General features: G+C 60.8%; 2 protein-coding genes. Both read right to left on the minus strand.

Going from position 1 to position 2,668, the window contains the following annotated elements; translation table 11 throughout:
* A partial coding sequence (locus EOM25_13750) for a transferase (protein NCC26238.1) occupies positions 1-978 on the minus strand: 978 nt, incomplete at its 3' end.
* A gap of 76 nt (positions 979-1,054) precedes the next feature.
* Positions 1,055-2,521, minus strand: a complete 1,467-nt coding sequence (locus EOM25_13755) for an SLC13/DASS family transporter (protein NCC26239.1) — start codon at positions 2,519-2,521, stop codon at positions 1,055-1,057.
* Between the last annotated feature and the right edge of the window lie 147 nt (positions 2,522-2,668).

A 2,668-nucleotide genomic window follows, 5' to 3' on the forward strand; every position in this document is an offset into this window, starting at 1 on the left:
CATGGTGCAGTAGATGACCTTGCCGCCGTGGGCGGTGATGTTGTCGCCCTCGTAGACGGAGTTGATGATGTAGCAATGCTCCTGGGCGTTGGCCCCGGGGCCGAGGGTGGAGTTCTCGATGTAGGCCCGCTGGGCCACCAGGACCTTTTCGCCGATGGAGCAATTTCCCTTGATGACCGCGTAGGGGCTGACAAAGGCGTTTTTGGGGATGTCGATATCCAGTTCGGGCTGGACCGAGGAGTAGATGGGGACGAAATCCTCCTTCCGGTCTTCGAAGAAGTCCATGAGAATTCCGTGCGGCTTGGAGTTCTTGTCCAGGGAGATGTACGGGGCAAGCTTTTTCGGGTCGTGGACGTAGTTGAATTCAAAGAGCCCGGGATACTTGATCCAGATCCGGCCTGGTTCGACGTTCATATTGGATAGGTCAGGGGTTTGGACATAGCCGAATTCGCCGATGACGCAGTGGTGGCAGACCGAGAGGTCCACGGTGGCGAAGGGGCCCAGAAAACAGCCGACTACCGGGGAACCGTGGATGTTGGCGTAGTGGAGGGCCAGGGTGTTGACGATGTCGAATCGCTCAAGGTTTTCGGGGTCGTGGGTGTGGTTGTGGACCAGGGTCTTGACCAAGGCGCTGTGCCGGATGGCGATGACCTCGTCGGTGTAGAGCTGGACCTCTCCCTGTTCGAGTTTGACGATGTCGCCCTTGTGCTTGAGTTCGTCGCCCCGGACATCGGTCTTGTAGAGGACCGAGCGCTCGACCTCGCATTTCCCGAGAAAATAGGATCCGGCCAGGTTGGAATGCTGAAATTCCAGATGGACGGGATGGTTGGCCGACAGGGCGTAGAAGGCGTAGTACAGGGCCCGGTGATCCAGGGGCAGGGACTCCTTGATGCAGGCCCGGACACTGACGGGCCGGTTGCGGAGATTGATGGCCACCCGATTGGCGATGTGTTCGACGAGTCTTTCCAAGGCTTTCATGGCGTCCTCCAAAAAAATGTTTTTGTTGAAAAAAGCGGCCGCCCGGGGGACGTCAAAGGGGCGGCCGCTTGCCGGTTTACGGGGTGGGCAGGGTGACGGGCATTCCCAGGAGCGGCCAGATGACCAGGACGGCCAGGCCGACCACGACCATGAGCATGACGCTGGCCGGGACGCCGTAGCCGAAGAATTCGCCAGGGCTGAATTGGCCCGAGTCGTAGGCGATGGCGTTGGGGGCCGCGCCGACCAGGAGCAGGAAGGGCATGCCGGCCGTGACCAGGGCGGCATAGAGGATGACGTCCGGGGCCACGCCCAGGTAGGGGGCCACGACCAGGGCCACGGGCACGGATATGGCGATGGCGGCCACGTTCATGATGAAGTTGGTCATGATCATGACAAAGAAGGCGATGCCCATGACAAAAACGAACCAGTGGGCCTTCAAGAAGAGGCCCAGCCAGTTGATGGCCAGCCATTCGGCGGCTCCGGTCTGCCAGAGGCAGAAGCCGATGCTCATGGCCCCGCCGAAGAGGAGGATGATGTTCCAGGGGATCTCTTCCAGGTCCCTGATGGAAAGGATCTTGAAGACGAAGAAGGATACGCTGGAGAGGAGGATGAGGCCGGTCTTGTCGATGGCGCCCAGGGCCGGGATAAAGGACCTGAGGCCCATGACCAGGATGACCAGACCGACGATGAGCGCGGCCAGGATCTCGTTGCGGCTCATGGGGCCCATCTGTTCGTTGAGTTCCCGGGCCTTTTCCCTGAGGCCGGGGATGGTGTCCTTTTCGGGCTTGCAGAAGATCATGAAAAAGCCCCAGAGGAGAAAGACCATGAGCCAACCGATGGGGGCCATGTAGTAGGTGAGCTGGAAGAAGGAGACGTCCTTGCCGGCGATCTCATTGAAGAAGCCGATGGCCACGGGGGCCCGGGCCGCGCCGAGGAGGGTGATGATGGACCCGGCCCCGGCCACGTAGGCCATGCCCATGAACAGGCCCTTGCCGAACTTGGTCTTGTTGGTGCCTTCGCCGTACAGGGAATAGATGGCCAGAAGCAGGGGGTAGATGGTGGCGGCCACGGCGGTGTGGGCCATGATGTGGGTCAACAGGGCTGTGACCACAAAGACTCCGAGGTAGATGCGGCTGGTCTTCTCGCCGACGACCATGAGCATCTTGTAGGCCAGACGCTTGGTCAGGCCGGTCTTGGTGAAGACCAGGCCGATCATGATGGAGGCGAAGATGAACATGACCGAGGGGTCCATGAAGTCCTTGAAGGCCACGTTGGCCGGTCGGATCAGGAACAGGGCCTGAAGGATGCCGATCATGATGCTGGTGATGCCGATGGGCACGACCTCGAAGACCCACCAGGTGCCGGCCAGGAGAAAGACGGCAAGGGCGCCCTTGGCCTCGGGACTCAGTATGAAGCGCTTGCCGGCCGGGTCGATCGCGTCGGGCCAGGCTGGGGACATGTAGACGATGGCGAACAGGGCCAGGCCCAGAAAGAGAAAGAGATTGCGTTTCCAGTCGAACGTGTTTGCTTTGGCCGCTACCATGTTGGGGTTCCTCCTTGGGTGTCTGACGGGCCGGGCCTAAAGGCTGCAGGCCAGCATGCCTTCACGGATTTTTTCGAAGACGTCTCCGAAGCGGAGGACGCCGGTGACCTTGCCTTCCCGGCGGACGAGCAGGGGTTGGTGGACGCC

It is taken from the genome of Deltaproteobacteria bacterium (genome assembly GCA_009929795.1).
GTDB lineage: Bacteria > Desulfobacterota > Desulfovibrionia > Desulfovibrionales > Desulfomicrobiaceae > RZZR01.